The organism is Streptomyces sp. NBC_00080 (assembly GCF_045041255.1).
Classification (GTDB): domain Bacteria; phylum Actinomycetota; class Actinomycetes; order Streptomycetales; family Streptomycetaceae; genus Streptomyces; species Streptomyces coriariae.
In genome coordinates, this window is sequence record NZ_CP108235.1 from 4,015,663 (window position 1) to 4,031,015 (window position 15,353).

Annotated in this window: 9 protein-coding genes; 3 read left to right on the forward strand and 6 right to left on the reverse strand. The window is 71.0% G+C overall.

Features of this window, described 5'->3' with window-relative positions:
- Positions 1–323 precede the first annotated feature (323 nt).
- Positions 324–1,391: a glycoside hydrolase family 26 protein gene (locus OHU34_RS17775; protein WP_405767165.1), complete on the forward strand. Its 1,068-nt coding sequence runs from the start codon at positions 324–326 to the stop codon at positions 1,389–1,391.
- Here the strand turns inward: OHU34_RS17775 and OHU34_RS17780 are convergent.
- Both OHU34_RS17780 and OHU34_RS17785 read right to left on the reverse strand, forming a co-directional pair.
- On the reverse strand, positions 1,312–3,678 hold the full coding sequence (locus tag OHU34_RS17780; protein WP_405767168.1) for a lipopolysaccharide biosynthesis protein: 2,367 nt from the start codon (positions 3,676–3,678) through the stop codon (positions 1,312–1,314). The two genes, OHU34_RS17775 and OHU34_RS17780, sit on opposite strands and share 80 nt — an antisense overlap.
- Positions 3,671–4,906: a DegT/DnrJ/EryC1/StrS family aminotransferase gene (locus OHU34_RS17785; RefSeq protein WP_405767171.1), complete on the reverse strand. Its 1,236-nt coding sequence runs from the start codon at positions 4,904–4,906 to the stop codon at positions 3,671–3,673. The genes OHU34_RS17780 and OHU34_RS17785 overlap by 8 nt, the downstream gene beginning before the upstream one ends.
- Positions 4,907–5,207: 301 nt before the next feature.
- On the opposite strand from OHU34_RS17785, the gene fahA reads away from it, so the two are divergent.
- Both fahA and OHU34_RS17795 read left to right on the forward strand, forming a co-directional pair.
- Entirely contained in the window at positions 5,208–6,431 is a 1,224-nt protein-coding gene (gene fahA / locus OHU34_RS17790) for a fumarylacetoacetase (protein WP_230194937.1), read from the forward strand.
- A 295-nt stretch (positions 6,432–6,726) separates the two neighbouring features.
- Positions 6,727–7,665: a M56 family metallopeptidase gene (locus OHU34_RS17795; protein WP_405767174.1), complete on the forward strand. Its 939-nt coding sequence runs from the start codon at positions 6,727–6,729 to the stop codon at positions 7,663–7,665.
- Positions 7,666–7,920: 255 nt separating this feature from the next.
- Here the strand turns inward: OHU34_RS17795 and recQ are convergent, their stop codons facing one another.
- The 4 genes from recQ to nuoL form a co-directional block, all read right to left on the reverse strand.
- Positions 7,921–9,978, reverse strand: coding sequence for a DNA helicase RecQ (gene recQ, locus OHU34_RS17800; protein ID WP_405772283.1), 2,058 nt, complete (start codon positions 9,976–9,978; stop codon positions 7,921–7,923).
- 225 nt (positions 9,979–10,203) lie between these two features.
- Positions 10,204–11,862 (reverse strand): NADH-quinone oxidoreductase subunit NuoN, encoded by a 1,659-nt coding sequence (gene nuoN / locus OHU34_RS17805; protein ID WP_230194939.1) that lies wholly within the window; start codon positions 11,860–11,862, stop codon positions 10,204–10,206.
- Entirely contained in the window at positions 11,859–13,430 is a 1,572-nt protein-coding gene (locus OHU34_RS17810) for an NADH-quinone oxidoreductase subunit M (protein ID WP_142265671.1), read from the reverse strand. Before OHU34_RS17810 ends, nuoN begins: the two co-directional genes overlap by 4 nt.
- Before the next feature lie 5 nt (positions 13,431–13,435).
- The gene (gene nuoL / locus OHU34_RS17815) at positions 13,436–15,349 is read right to left on the reverse strand and encodes an NADH-quinone oxidoreductase subunit L (RefSeq protein ID WP_405767179.1); all 1,914 of its coding nucleotides are present in this window, start codon (positions 15,347–15,349) and stop codon (positions 13,436–13,438) included.
- Positions 15,350–15,353 lie beyond the last annotated feature (4 nt).

Here is a 15,353-nt window from a genome sequence, read left to right on the forward strand (position 1 = left end):
GCAAGCCGGCCGAACCGGACGGGACGGGAGGCGTGGAGAACCACACGGGGGACGGCTTGGGGGACGGCTTGGGGGACGGCTTGGGGGACGGCTTGGGGGACGGCTTGGGGGACGGCTTGGGGAATGGGTTGCGGGACGGGCTAGGAGACGGGTTAGCGGACGGCTTGGGCCACGACTCGGCGGACGACGGGCCGGGGAAGGGCTTGGGCCACAGCTCAGAAGACGGACCGGGAGACGGATCGGGGAGCGACCCGGCAGCCGACCCGGCGGACGCCCCGAGGAACGACCCGAGAAGCGCGAGGCGCACCTACACGGCTGTCGCGATGGTGGCGGTGGCCGCGCTGCTCGCCGGGCTCGGCATCTGGGCCGGCCGCTCCGAGGACCCGGATTCCGCGGCGGACGCTCTGCCCGACAACGCGGCCTCGGGTGAGCTGCCCACCGGACCCTGCGCCCCCACCGACACGCTGATCCCGCCCTGCGGCGCCTGGTGGGGCGCCGCCGTGCCGTACGCCGAGGACGGCTCGCTCAAGGACGCCGTGCACAGCTTCGAGAAGAGGATCGGCCGCAAGCTGGACCTCGTCTACAACTACCACGACATGTCGGACACCCGGCTCGACGGGGAACTGCTCACCCCCGACGAACAGGAACTCGGCAAGGACCGGCTGCTCATGCTGGCCTGGGAGTCCACCGTCTGGACCGAGCCGCACCACGAGAACTGGACGGAGACCCAGCTCGGCTGGAAGAACATCGCCTCCGGCGAGCTCGACGAGAAGATCCTCGATCCGCAGATCCGGCGTATCAAGGCCTACGGCAAACGCGTCTTCCTCTCCTTCGACCAGGAGACCGACGCCCGCATCAAGGAAGGCGCGGGCACCCCTGAGGAGTTCGTCGCCGCGTACCGCCATGTCCGGGACCGGTTCCGGGAACTGGGCGCCGACAACGTGGTGTGGGTGTGGACCGTCTCCGGCTACCTCGGCAGCGCGGCCGACATGAAGGCGCTCTACCCGGGGGACGAGTACGTCGACTGGATCGCCATGGACCAGTACAACTACTACCAGTGCCACGGCACCACGGACTGGAAGGACTTCCTGCGCAGCCAGCGGCCCAGCTACGAGTGGCTGCGCGAGAACATCAGCGACGAAAAGCCGGTGATGCTCGCGGAGTTCGCCACCGCACCGGACGCCGAAGCCCCGCAACGCCAGCGCGACTGGTACACCCGGATCCCCGCCGCCGTGAAGAAGCTCCCGGAGGTGAAGGCACTGGTGCACTGGAACCGGCCGACCTCCGAAAAGCCCGTGTGCGACCTGACCGTCAACGAGGGCCCGGGCCTCGAGGGCTACCGGGAGGCGGGCAGGAACGGCTACTTCCACCAGCCCGTGCCGCCCCGCTGACCGCGCCGCGCGGCTCTCCGGCGCCCACCCGGCCACGGGTGACGAGCCGCAGGAACACGGCGGCGAGGACGAGCACGACGAACAGGGGCGCGGCCGTCGGCGCGAGTTCCTGTCGCCATACCCAGCCGCCCACCGCGACGAGATACAGGACGCCCCAGCGCCCCGGCCACGTCAGCCACCGGTCCGCGTCGGCGAGCAGCAGCCACAGAGGTATGAGACCCAGCAGCTGTGCGGCCGGCGGTGCCCAGCGCAGCAGCGGCTCGGGCCCGTCGAGTCCCATCCCCTCCGCCAGGAAACCGGCCGCCTTCGCGTACCACGCCCCACCGACCGGTGACGGCTCCCCGCCGAAGGCGAAAGGTACGGCGTACAGGGCGAGCAGCACCGAACCCAGCGCCGCCCCCGGCAGCAGCGCGCCGCGTGTCGCGCGCAGCGTCACCGCGCCGACGAACACCACCAACAGCAGGCCCCCCGCGAGCAACGCCATGAGCGGCAGCGCCGCCAGCAGCTGACGTCCGGTCAGTATCTCTTCGGACGGGCCGTCGAGCCACGGCAGCCGGCGCAGCGCCGCCGTCCAGAAGGCCGCGGTGGCCACGCCGAGCAGGCCCCACAGTCCGCCCGCGACCCACCGCTCCCGGCTCCCGGTGTGAGCGGACCGGCCCCGCGCGCCCCCCCGAGCCGGCTCGTCCCGTCTCCCGGCCCCCTCGGTCCCCTTGCTTCTCCGGCCTGCGTCGGACTCGTGCGGGTGCCGCCTTATCAGCGCCAGCGTGTCCGCCTGCAGCGCCTCGCGTTCGTACCCGGGACGTCCTATGAACAGGGTGACCGTGTCCTCGTCGACGCCGTCGCGTTCGTACGCCGCCCGACGCGCCCAGTTCGTGCCGTATCCGGCGGTGGCGTTCAGCCGTGCCCAATGGGTGCCGTAGGCCGGGGCGGCGGAGGTACGGCCGACGGGCGTCCGGTCGTTGCGGCGCAGCGCGGACCGCAGACCGACGGCGGAGACGGCGGCAATCAGCGTCATGCTGATCAGCACCGCCCAGCCCGCACCGTCGATCCCCGCCGGGGCGAACAGCAGGGCGGCGCTGCCCAGCACCAGCGTGCACATGGCGCCCTGGAGCGCGGCGAGCACCCCGGTACGCCCCTGCACGCGCAGCACCCCGATGTACAGCTCGACCACGACCCGGGGCAGCGCCCCGGCGGCCAGCAGCCGCAGCACGGTGGTGCCGTGCTCGGCGTAGTCCTCGTGGAACGGCAGCAGGATCTGCGGGGCGAACACCACCAGGACCAGCACCACCGGCACCAGCAGCAGCGTCATCCGGCGCAGCGCCCCGCGCACGCCCTCGGCGAGCCGGCGCGGATCGTGCGAGGCGTGCGCGGTGAGGGAGGAGGCCATGTTGATGGCCATGAACTCCATCGTGCCGCCGACGGTGTACGCCACGTAGAAGTAGCCGTTCTCCGCCGCGCTGAAGCGGACCGCGACCATCACCGGCAGCAGGTTGATCATCGCCAGGCTGAACAGTGCGCCCAGCGAGTCCCCGGCCAGGAAGCGGCCCATCTCCCGCAGTTGCGGAGGCTCCAGGTCGCGGTCGGCGGTGGCCTGGCGCGGGATCAGCCGACGGAAGATCAGCCAGCCCAGGGGCAACGTCGAGAACGCGATCGCGACGGCCCAGGAAACGAAGATCCCGAGCGCCGGCAGCGCGGTCGCACACACGACCAGCAGGATCAGCTTGCCGACGGAGAACACCGCGTTGCCGACGGGCACCCAGCCCGATCTGCGCAGGCCGGTGAGCACCCCGTCCTGGAGCGTGAGCAGCGCCCACGCCACGCACGCGACGACGAACGCCGTGCCCGCGGCGGCCGTGCCGAGCGGTGCGTACGTCGCCCCCCACAGGTCCAGGGTGAGCAGGAAGACGAAGGCGGCGACGGCCACGACCACCGAGCTGGCCGCGTACGCCCGCCACACCAGCGAGCCCGTGGCCCGCCCCGCGCGCGGCACGAAGCGGACGACGGCCCCGATCATCGTCGTCGCCGTGATGCTGGCGAGCAGCCGCATGGCCGCGATCGCGGCCGAGCCCTGGCCGACGGCCTCCTCCGAGTAGTAGCGCGCGGCCACCAGCCAGAAGCCCAGGCCCAGCACGGCGGACACGCCCGTGCTGAGCATCAGGAAGTAGGCGTTCTTGAACAGGGATTCGGAGCCGCGTGTGTCGTCGGCCGGTGTCGTGGCCGCCGCCTCCTTGCCGACGGGCGGCGCCGAGGGTTCGGGTACCTGGATCTCGGCCTGCGTCTCAGCCACCGGTCGGCTCCAGCCCTCCCGGCGCCTCGGCCGGCCGTACGCCGGTCTCCTGGAGCACCTCGACGACCTGCCGGGCCCGCAGCGGATCCACGGGCAACGCGTGCCGGGCGAACCAGCGGGCCCCGGCGGGATCGGGCGACGGGTCGGTGAAGGCGGCACCCGCGTAGTCGTCCAGAGGCGGGTCATAGAGGTACCCGACGACGATGCCCCGCCGCGCGAGCGCCGCCCTCGCGGCGTCCCGGTCGGCGACGAACAGGGGTACGCGGAAAAGGGGTTGGACCCGGTCGGCGCGGGCCGCGCCGGGCCGCGCCCACGGTGTGGACAGGAACAGCTCCGTGCCCGCCCGGCAGGCCGCCAGCACCTCGTCCAGGTGGTCGAGCCTGCGGCCGATGCGGCCCGCTCTCAGCGGCCCCGAACGCAGCCGGTAGTCGTGCATGTCGACGCGGACCCAGGAGTCGTGCGCGGTGAGGTCCGGCGCCGCGTCGAAGGCGCGGGCCAACTCGGCCGGCCGTAAAGGCATCCGGATCTCCTCCCGCTCCATCAGCCCGAGCAGCCGCATCGTGGCCCAGGCCGCCCGCCGCAGCCGCAGCGCCCGCACGGCCGCCTCCGCGTGGGGCCGGACGGTGTAGGCGAGTTCCGCCGTGAACCGCCCCGGCAGCAGCAGGTCCTCGCAGGCCTTCGCCAGGGCCTCGCGCAGCCCCGGGTCGGCGCAGGCCAGGAATCCGCCGGCCTTGGCACCGACATGCTTGGAGAGGCTGAAGACCGAGGCGTCCCCCCAGGCCCCGACCGGTCTGCCCCCCACTTCGCTGCCGATGGCGTGCGCCCCGTCCTCGAACAACGGGATGCCCAGCGCGTCGCACTTCTCCCGTAGGCGGGGTGCGTCGTCCGGGTTGCCGTACAGATTCGTCGTGAGGACGCCGGAGAGCGAGCCCCACACCTCGTCGGGCACGGCATCGACGTCGATCGACGCGTCCAGCGGGTTCAACGGCACCTGCACGGGCCGCAGTCCCGCCGCGAGCAGCACGAAGAAGATCACGTCGTCGTTGACCGGCGACATCAGTACCCGTCCGCCGGGCGGGCACCAGTGGCGCAAGGCCACGTACAGCCCGAATCTGCACGACGGTACGTACACGCATTCCCGGCCGAGTCTGTCGCGCATGGTCGCTTCCAGCCGTTTCGGCCGTGAGCCACGCCGCGCCGACCCGAGGCCGGCCTCCCCTATGGCCATCCGCCCCCCAGTTGTGCCAGGGGAAGGCCCCCTCCCCGAGGCCTTCCAGCACCCGCCCAGACTCTCCCGTTTCGCACCGCTCCGTCAAGATTGCGTACCGGCCGGTGGACGACTTCGGGTGAGCGACCGGAAGCGGAGAGCTGCCGACCGCAGCGCTTCGCCGGCCCGGCCCCCGTGTCGCTTCCACGACGTCGGCCGTAACGTGTGGCGCGGCTCGGCGCACCCGCGCGACACCCGTTCGAGGTCCGGCGAGCCCGACATGGCGAGCACCAAAGAGCGCACGAAAGAGAGGCAGTACCCGATGCCCCCCTTCGACCTTCCCGAGGGCGACCCCTTCGGTCCGCACAACCTCCCGTACGGCGTCTTCTCCCTCCCGGGCTCCACGGAGCGGACCGTCGGCGTCCGGCTCGGCGACCATGTCCTCGACGCGGGCGCGGCGGCCCGCGCGCTCGGCTCGCCACACGTCGGCCTCCTCGCCTCGCCGACGCTCGACCCGCTGCTGGCGGCGGGTCGCACGACCTGGTCGCAGGTGCGCCGTGCCCTGACGGAGTGGGTGACCGACCCCGCCCACCGGCCCACCGTCGAGCCGCTCTTCCATCCCCTTTCCGGCGTGACGCTGCACCTTCCCTTCCAGGTCGCCGACTACGTCGACTTCTACTCGTCCGAGCACCACGCCCGGAACGCGGGAGCGATCTTCCGTCCGGACGCCGGTGACGTCCTCCTGCCCAACTGGAAGCACCTGCCGATCGGCTACCACGGCCGGGCCGGCACGGTCGTGGTCTCCGGCACGGACGTCGTCCGCCCGTCCGGCCAGCGCAAGGCTCCCGACGAGCCGGCGCCCGTCTTCGGCCCTTCCGTGCGGCTCGACATCGAGGCCGAGGTCGGCTTCGTGGTCGGCGTGCCCTCGCGGCAGGGCAGCCCGGTCGCGCTGGCCGACTTCCGCGAGCACGTCTTCGGTCTGTGCCTGCTCAACGACTGGTCCGCCCGCGACCTCCAGGCCTGGGAGTACGTCCCTCTCGGCCCGTTCCTCGCCAAGTCGTTCGCCACGTCGGTGTCGGCGTGGATCACCCCGCTGGAGGCCCTGGAGAGCGCGCGGGTGACGCCCCCGGAGCGGACCCACCCCCTCCTCCCCTACCTGGACGACGCGGACGCCGAGCCCGGCGGCTACGACCTGCGCATCTCCGTCGCGCTCAACGGTCAGGTGATCTCCGATCCGCCCTTCTCCACCATGTACTGGACGGCCGCCCAGCAACTCGCCCACCTCACGGTCAACGGCGCCTCCCTGCGCACCGGCGACCTGTACGGCTCGGGCACGGTGAGCGGTCCCCAACCGCACGAGCGCGGCTCCCTGCTGGAACTGACCTGGAACGGCCGTGACCCACTGGAACTCCCCGACGGCAAGCGCACGTTCCTGGAGGACGGCGACGTGGTGACCCTGTCCGCCTGGGCTCCCGGGCCCGGCGGCACGCGAGTGGGCCTGGGAGAGGTGACCGGACAGGTGAGCGGACAGGTGACCGCCGAGTGAAGCGGCCGGGGGCGGGCCCGGTGCCGGTGGTGGGGTCGGCGGTGGTGGGGTCGGTGACCGACCCGGTGGTGGGGTGGCTGACCGTGGCGAGGCCGCCGAGTCGGGGCGGACGGGGCTGAATCGGAGCCTCGTCGTGGGCTGACTCCCGGAGGAACCGCCGTCATACTGGCGGCGGGCACGGTCCTCGTGCCGAGCCCGCCGCCCAGGGCAGGCCGCACGCACGCGGGTACTCCGTACGCACCCCGCGCGCACGTGGCCCACGCCTCCTTCCCGACCAGGATCCGGAGCCCATGGCATGACTCTCTGCCTGCTCCTGCTGAGCGTCGTCGCCCTGACCGCCGCCGTGCCGGCTCCGCGCGCGCTCACCCGGTCCGCCTGGCCCGAGCGGGAGCCGGTGATCGGGCTGTGGGTGTGGCAGTGCCTGGTCGCCACGGTCCTGCTGTGCTGCCTGACCGCCCTGACCCTGGGCGCCGCCGCCGTGTTCCACACGGTGCGCGCCCGGGTCTTCGCCCCCGCACCGCCCGGGGTCTCCGAGGCGTACGACCTCTCCGCCGCCCCCTGGTGGGCCGCTGCCCTGACCTTGCTGCTGGCCTGCGGGGCCGCCTGGACCACCGCGATGCTGGCCCGCGAACTCGTCGAGGCGCGCCGGCGCCGCGGCCGGGCCAGGGCCCACCTGCGTGAACGCGCCCCCGACCTGCCCGCGGGCCTGCCGTCCGCGCGGGCCCCACTGCTGGTGCTGGAAGACGAGTACCCGGACGCCTGGTGGATGCCGGGCAACCCACCCCAGTTGATCGTGACGACCGGCGCCCTGCACCGCCTCACCTCCCACCAGCTGGACGCCGTCCTCACCCATGAGCGTGGCCATGCCCGCGCCCACCATGACTGGCTGCTCCACCTGTCGACCGCCCTTGCCACCGGCTTCCCCCGTATTCCGCTCTTCTCCCACTTCTGCGACCAGACCCACCGCCTGGTCGAACTCGCCGCCGACGACACCGCGTCGCGCCGCTGCGGTCACCTGACCACGGCTCTGGCCCTGATCGAGCTGAACCAGCACCGGGGCGTCCTGTCCTGCGCCTCCAGCAACCGTCTCCTGGGCGAGCGGGTCGACCGCCTGCTCCAGCCGCCCCCGCGCCTGCTCCGCAGACAGCGGGCGCTGACGACGACGGTGGCCACACTGGTCCCGCTGCTGCCCCTGCTGATCACCTTCGCCCCGGGCCTGACGGTGTTGGCCTGACGGCGTCGTCCCGACGGCGTTGCTCCGACGGCCCCCGCCAGACGGCCTTGGCCAGACCGTGTCGTCCCGACCTGGCAGATCAGTACCCGCACGGCCTGGACCGTCTGATGGGCCTCGCGGAGACCCGGCACCGAGCCTGGGAAGCCGCCCGCGCGGCCCTCGCCACGGCGACGACGGACCCCGACGCGGACGTCAGGGCGTACGCGACCCGCGCTCTGTGAGACACCGGTCCGGCAGCGGACCGGGACTGCCGGCCTACATCCAGTCCTCGGGCTCCGGCTCCGCGTCCATCTCGGGCCAGTAGTCCGGGTCACCCTGATCCGCTCCGGCGCCGGTTCTGGCGCCGGCCCCGACACCCGAAGCCGGCACCGGAGCGGAGGTCTCCGCCGTCCCCGGAGCGGCGGTGCCCGGTGTCCCGCCCAGCGAGGCCAGCACCGCGATCACGCCCTCCCCGTACGTCACCAGCTTCTTCTCGCCGACCCCGCTGATGCCGCCGAGCTGCCGCACCGAGGTCGGCCAGGCCGTGGCGATCTCCCGGAGCGTGGCGTCGTGGAAGATGACGTACGCCGGGACGCCCTGCTCACGGGCCTGTTCCGCACGCCAGGCGCGCAGGGCCTCGAACGCCGGCACCAGTTCCTCGGGCAGCTCGGCCACGGCGGCCTTGGACTTGCTCCTGCCGGAGGAGGAAGAGCCCGACGCCTTCGAGGTCGCCGGCTTCTTCGGCTCCTTGCGCAGCGGCACGTCCCGCTCGCGGCGGAGTACCGAACCGCTGGCCTCCGTCAGCACCAGCGTGCCGTACTCGCCCTCGACCGCGAGCAGCCCCTGCGCCAGCAACTGCCGCACGACGCCGCGCCATTCGCCTTCGGAGAGGTCCTCACCGATGCCGAACACCGACAGCTGGTCATGGTCGAACTGGATCACCTTGGCCGAGCGCTTGCCCGTCAGGATGTCGATGATCTGCACCGCGCCGAACTTCTGCCCGCGCTCCCGCTGGAGCCGCACCACCGTCGACAGCACCTTCTGGGCCGCGACGGTGCCGTCCCAGGTCTCCGGGGGTGTGAGGCAGGTGTCGCAGTTTCCGCAGCCCGCCGGCTCCGGTTCCTGGCCGAAGTAGGCGAGGAGCTGTCCGCGGCGGCACTGGGCGGTCTCGCACAGCCCCAGCATCGAGTCCAGGTGCGCGGCGGCCCGCCGACGGAAGGCCTCGTCACCCTCACCGGACTGGATCAGCTTGCGCTGCTGTATGACGTCGTTGAGGCCGTACGCCATCCATGCGGTGGAGGGCAGTCCGTCGCGGCCGCCACGCCCCGTCTCCTGGTAGTAGCCCTCGATCGACTTGGGCAGGTCGAGGTGGGCGACGAACCGTACGTCCGGCTTGTCGATGCCCATGCCGAAGGCGATGGTCGCGCACACGACCAGGCCGTCCTCCCGCAGGAAGCGGGACTGGTGCGCCGCACGCGTGCCCGCGTCCAGACCCGCGTGGTAGGGCACCGCCTCGACGCCGTTGCGGGAGAGGAACTCGGCCGTCTTCTCGACGGAGTTGCGCGAGAGGCAGTACACGATGCCCGCGTCGCCCGCGTGCTCCTCGCGCAGGAAGCTCAGCAGCTGCTTCTTGGGGTCGGCCTTCGGCACGATCCGGTACTGGATGTTGGGTCGGTCGAAGCTCGCCACGAAGTGCCGGGCGGACGGCATGTTCAGCCGCTGGGTGATCTCCTCGTGCGTCGCGCGGGTGGCCGTCGCCGTGAGGGCGAGCCGCGGGACGTCCGGCCAGCGCTCGCCGAGCAGCGAGAGGGACAGGTAGTCGGGACGGAAGTCGTGGCCCCACTGGGAGACGCAGTGCGCCTCGTCGATCGCGAAGACCGCGATCTTGCCGCGGGAGAGGAGGTTCAGCGTGGAGTCCAGGCGCAGTCGCTCCGGCGCCAGGTAGAGCAGGTCCAGCTCGCCGGCGAGGAACTCGGCCTCGACCACCCGCCGCTCGTCGAAGTCCTGCGTGGAGTTCATGAACCCGGCGTTCACGCCGAGTGCCCGCAGCGCGTCCACCTGGTCCTGCATCAGCGCGATCAGCGGCGAGACGACAATGCCTGTACCCGGCCTGACCAGGGCAGGGATCTGGTAGCACAGCGATTTGCCGCCGCCGGTGGGCATGAGGACGACCGCGTCCCCGCCGGCCACCACGTGCTCGATGACCGCTTCCTGCTCGCCACGGAAGGCGTCGTATCCGAAGACCCGGTGCAGCGTGGCCAGCGCCTCGCTCTCGGTCCGCTCCGGTGTCCCGGTGATCGCTGTCATCGCGCTGATCCCACCTGTCCCGCCCATCGTCTGGTCCCCCGTACGTCGTCCCTCGACCACTGCCTCCACGATAGGGGTCCGGACTGACAGCGCCGGAGTTATCCACAGGCTCGTTCCGGTGACTCCGGGTGACGGGCACGGGAAAATCCCCGCACCCGATCGTCTGTGCGACGCCGACGGGCCCGGCCCCCACCTGGGGAACCGGGCCCGTCGTACAGGCACACGCAGGTCGGCGCACCTGCTCGGAGCGGCTCAGCGAACGAACACTCCCGCCTGGTTCGCCAGGTCCAGGAAGTACTGCGGTGCCACGCCGAGCACCAGCGTGACCGCCACACCGACCGCGATCGCCGTCATCGTCAGCGGGGACGGAACGGCGACGGTCGGGCCCTCGGGCCGCGGCTCGCTGAAGAACATCAGCACGATCACGCGGATGTAGAAGAACGCCGCGATCGCCGACGAGATCACACCGACCACGACCAGCGGGGCCGCGCCGCCCTCCGCCGCCGCCTTGAACACGGCGAACTTACCGGCGAACCCGGAGGTCAGCGGGATACCGGCGAAGGCCAGCAGGAACACCGCGAACACGGCCGCCACCAGGGGTGACCTGCGCCCGAGCCCGGCCCACTTGGACAGGTGGGTCGCCTCGCCGCCGGCGTCGCGCACGAGGGTGACCACGGCGAACGCGCCGATCGTCACGAACGAGTACGCGGCCAGGTAGAAGAGAACCGACGAGACGCCGTCCGGAGTGGTCGCGATGACACCCGCGAGGATGAATCCGGCGTGCGCGATGGACGAGTACGCCAGCAGCCGCTTGATGTCGGTCTGCGTGATCGCGACGATCGCGCCGCCCAGCATGGTGATGATCGCGACGCCCCACATGACCGGCCGCCAGTCCCAGCGCAGGCCGGGCAGGACGACGTAGAGGAGACGCAGCAGCGCGCCGAAGGCGGCCACCTTCGTCGCCGCGGCCATGAAGCCGGTGACCGGGGTCGGAGCGCCCTGGTAGACGTCGGGTGTCCACATGTGGAACGGCACCGCGCCCACCTTGAACAGCAGCCCCATGACGATCATCGCGGCGCCGACGAGGAGCAGCGCGTCGTTGCCCATGGTGTCGGCGAGCGCCGGGTTCACGTTCTGGACGGTGCCGTCGACGACCTGCGCGATCGTGCCGTAGGACACCGAGCCCGCGTACCCGTACAGCAGAGCGATACCGAAGAGGGTGAACGCGGAGGCGAACGCGCCGAGGAGGAAGTACTTCACCGCGGCTTCCTGCGACATGAGCCGCTTGCGGCGGGCCAGTGCGCACAGGAGGTACAGCGGCAGCGAGAAGACTTCCAGGGCGATGAACAGGGTCAGCAGGTCGTTGGCCGAGGGGAAGACCAGCATGCCGGCGACCGCGAACAGCAGCAGCGGGAAGACCTCGGTCGTCGTGAACCCGGCCTTGACCGCGGCCTGTTCACTGTCGCTGCCGGGCACGGAGGCCGCCTGGGCGGCGAAGGAGTCGACCCGGTTGCCGTGCACCTCGGGGTCGAGGCGCCGTTCGGCGAAGGTGAACAGGCCGACGAGGGAGGCCAGCAGGATCGTGCCCTGAAGGAAGAGGGCCGGTCCGTCGACCGCGATCGCGCCCATGGCCGCGATGCGTGCCTTCGTGGTGCCGTACCCGCCCTCCGCCAGCGCGACCACCGCGGCGAAGGCGGCGGCCAGCGCCACGACGGATACGAACAACTGTGCGTAGTAGCGGTGCTTGCGCGGCACGAACGCCTCGACCAGCACTCCGATGATCGCCGCGCCCAAGACGATCAAGGTGGGCGACAATTGCCCGTACTCGATCTTCGGCGAGTCGATCTTCGAGATCGGTTCGGCCGCGGTTGCCGCCGTTGTCCACAGGCTGTGGACGGCTGATGCGCTCACTTGGCCGCCTCCACCTCGGGCTGGGGGTCCTTCTTGTGTACGTCGGACAAGGTCTGCTTGACCGCCGGATTCACGATGTCCGTGACGGGCTTCGGGTAGACGCCCAGGAAGATCAACAGCACGATCAGCGGGGCGACGACCACGAGCTCACGCGCGCGCAGGTCGGGCATCGCCGAGACCTCGGGCTTCACCGGGCCCGTCATCGTCCGCTGGTACAGGACGAGCGTGTAGAGCGCGGCGAGGACGATGCCGAAGGTGGCGATGATGCCGATCGCCGGGTAGCGCGCGAACGTGCCGACCAGGACCAGGAACTCGCTCACGAAGGGCGCGAGTCCCGGCAGCGAGAGCGTCGCCAGACCGCCGATCAGGAACGTGCCGGCGAGCACCGGGGCGACCTTCTGCACCCCGCCGTAGTCGGCGATGAGCCGCGAGCCGCGCCGGGAGATCAGGAAGCCCGCGACCAGCATCAGGGCGGCTGTCGAGATGCCGTGGTTGACCATGTACAGCGTCGCGCCGGACTGACCCTGGCTGGTCATCGCGAAGATGCCCAGGATGATGAACCCGAAGTGCGAGATCGACGCGTACGCCACCAGCCGCTTGATGTCCCGCTGGCCCACGGCGAGCAGCGCCCCGTAGATGATGCTGATCACCGCGAGGACGAGGATGGCGGGCGTCGCCCACTTGCTCGCCTCCGGGAACAGCTGGAGGCAGAACCGGAGCATCGCGAAGGTGCCGACCTTGTCGACGACCGCCGTGATGAGCACGGCGACCGGGGTGGTCGCCTCACCCATGGCGTTGGGCAGCCAGGTGTGCAGCGGCCACAGGGGCGCCTTCACGGCGAAGGCGAAGAAGAAGCCCAGGAACAGCCAGCGTTCGGTGTTCGTCGCCATGTCGAGCGTTCCGTTGGCGCGGGCCTCGGCGATCTGCGTGAGCGAGAAGTTCCCGGCCACCACATAGAGGCCGATCACCGCGGCCAGCATGATCAGGCCGCCGACCAGGTTGTACAGGAGGAACTTCACGGCCGCGTACGACCTTTGCGTGGACGCCACCTCCTCGCCGTGCTCGTGGGCACGGTCCCCGAAGCCGCCGATGAGGAAGTACATCGGGATCAGCATGGCTTCGAAGAAGATGTAGAAGAGGAAGACGTCGGTCGCCTCGAAGGAGATGATCACCATCGCCTCGACGGCCAGGATCAGGGCGAAGAAGCCCTGGGTCGGCCGCCAGCGCTTACTGCCCGTCTCCAGTGGGTCGGCGTCGTGCCAGCCCGCGAGAATGATGAACGGGATCAGCAGCGCGGTCAGCGCGACGAGCGCGACCCCGATGCCGTCCACGCCCAGCTCGTACCTGACCCCGAAGTCCGCGATCCAGGAGTGGGATTCGGTGAGCTGGTAGCGGCCGCCGTCCGGGTCGAAGCGGACCAGGACGACGATCGCCAGGGCGAGTGTCGCCAGAGAGAACACCAGGGCCAGCGATTTGGCGGCGTTGCGCCGGGCGGCCGGTACGGCGGCCGTGGCGACCGCCCCGATCGCCGGGAGCGCCGCCGTCGCTGTCAGCAGAGGAAAGGACATCGGTATCAGACCGCCCTCATCAGCAGGGTCGCGGCGATGAGGAGCGCCGCACCGCCGAACATCGAGACCGCGTACGACCGCGCGAAGCCGTTCTGGAGCCGGCGCAGGCGCCCGGAGAGGCCGCCGACCGAGGCCGCCGTGCCGTTGACGACTCCGTCGACCAGGGTGTGGTCGACGTAGACCAGGGAGCGCGTGAGGTGCTCGCCGCCGCGGACCAGGACGACGTGGTTGAAGTCGTCCTGGTAGAGGTCACGCCGGGCGGCCCGGGTGAGCAGCGACCCGCGCGGGGCGACGACCGGGACGGGGCGACGGCCGTACTGGGCGTAGGCGATCGCCACGCCGATCACGAGCACCACCATGGTGGCGAGGGTGACCGTCAGGGCGCTGACCGGGGAGTCGCCGTGGCTGTGGCCCGTGACAGGCTCCAGCCAGTGCAGGAAGCGGTCACCGATGCTGAAGAACCCACCGGCGAAGACCGATCCGAACGCCAGCACGATCATCGGGATCGTCATGGACTTCGGGGACTCGTGCGGGTGCGGCTCGTGGCCGTCCGCGTCGGGCTGCCAGCGCTTCTCACCGAAGAACGTCATCAGCATCACGCGCGTCATGTAGTACGCGGTGATGGCCGCGCCGAGCAGGGCGCAGCCGCCGAGGATCCAGCCCTCGGTACCGCCCTTGGCGAACGCCGCCTCGATGATCTTGTCCTTGGAGAAGAAGCCGGACAGACCGGGGAAGCCGATGATCGCGAGGTAGCCGAGTCCGAAGGTGACGAAGGTGATCGGCATGTACGTGCGCAGGCCGCCGTACCTGCGCATGTCGACCTCGTCGTTCATGCCGTGCATGACCGAACCCGCGCCGAGGAACAGCCCGGCCTTGAAGAAGCCGTGCGTCACCAGGTGCATGATCGCGAAGACATAGCCGATGGGGCCGAGGCCCGCGGCCAGCACCATGTAGCCGATCTGCGACATGGTCGAGCCGGCCAACGCCTTCTTGATGTCGTCCTTCGCGCAACCGACGATCGCACCGAACAGCAGCGTGACGGCACCGACGACGGTGACGACGAGCTGCGCGTCGGGTGCGCCGTTGAAGACGGCCGCCGAGCGGACGATCAGGTACACACCCGCCGTCACCATCGTCGCCGCGTGGATGAGGGCCGAGACCGGGGTCGGGCCCTCCATCGCGTCCCCGAGCCAGGACTGGAGCGGCACCTGGGCGGACTTGCCGCACGCGGCGAGCAGCAGCATCAGGGCGATGGCGGTCAGCTTGCCCTCACTCGCGTCACCCGCGATGCCGGGCTCGCCCTCCGCCCCCAGCAGCGGGCCGAAGGCGAAGGTCCCGAAGGTGGTGAACATCAGCATGATGGCGATCGACAGGCCGATGTCGCCGACGCGGTTGACCAGGAAGGCCTTCTTCGCGGCGGTGGCGGCACTGGGCTTGTGCTGCCAGAAGCCGATGAGCAGGTAGGACGCGAGCCCGACGCCCTCCCAGCCGACGTACAGCAGCAGGTAGTTGTCGGCGAGGACGAGCAGGAGCATCGCCGCCAGGAACAGGTTCAGATAGCCGAAGAAGCGGCGGCGCCGCTCGTCGTGCTCCATGTACCCGATCGAGTACAGGTGGATCAGCGAGCCGACACCCGTGATCAGCAGCACGAACGTCATCGACAGCTGGTCTAGGCGGAAGGCGACGTCCGCCTGGAAGCCCTCGACCGGGATCCAGCTGAACAGGTGCTGCGTCAGCGTCCGGTCCTCGGCGTCCTTGCTCAGCAGGTCGCTGAAGAGGATGACACCGAACACGAAGGAGACGGACGACAGGAGCGTGCCGACCCAGTGGCCGACGGCGTCGAGCCGACGGCCGCCGACCAGAAGGACGGCCGCTCCGAGCAGGGGCGCCGCGATCAGCAGCGCAATCAGGTTCTCCACGATT